The sequence below is a fragment of the Brasilonema sp. UFV-L1 genome, assembly GCF_012912105.1.
In the GTDB taxonomy this organism is placed as follows: Bacteria; Cyanobacteriota; Cyanobacteriia; order Cyanobacteriales; family Nostocaceae; genus Brasilonema.
In genome coordinates this window covers 25,033-25,267 of record NZ_QMEA01000079.1, presented here as the reverse complement: position 1 = coordinate 25,267, position 235 = coordinate 25,033, and the positions used below count along the sequence as shown (strand labels likewise).

1 protein-coding gene is annotated in these 235 nt (G+C 44.7%); it reads right to left on the bottom strand.

Annotated elements, in window-relative coordinates; genetic code table 11:
- Nucleotides 1-235, bottom strand: a 235-nt coding sequence (locus DP117_RS35495) for a hypothetical protein (protein ID WP_211176262.1), incomplete at both ends; no start/stop codon positions are given.

Genomic DNA, 235 nt, shown 5'->3' with positions numbered 1-235 from the left:
AATCCTGGAACCTCATCATCACCACCAACATCAACACCAACATCTAATCCTGGAACCTCATCATCACCACCAACATCAACACCAACATCTAATCCTGGAACCTCATCATCACCACCAACATCACAACCAACATCCAATCCTGGAAGCTCGTCATCACAACCAACATCAACACCAACATCTAATCCTGGAAGCTCGTCATCACAACCAACATCAACACCAACATCTAATCCTGGAA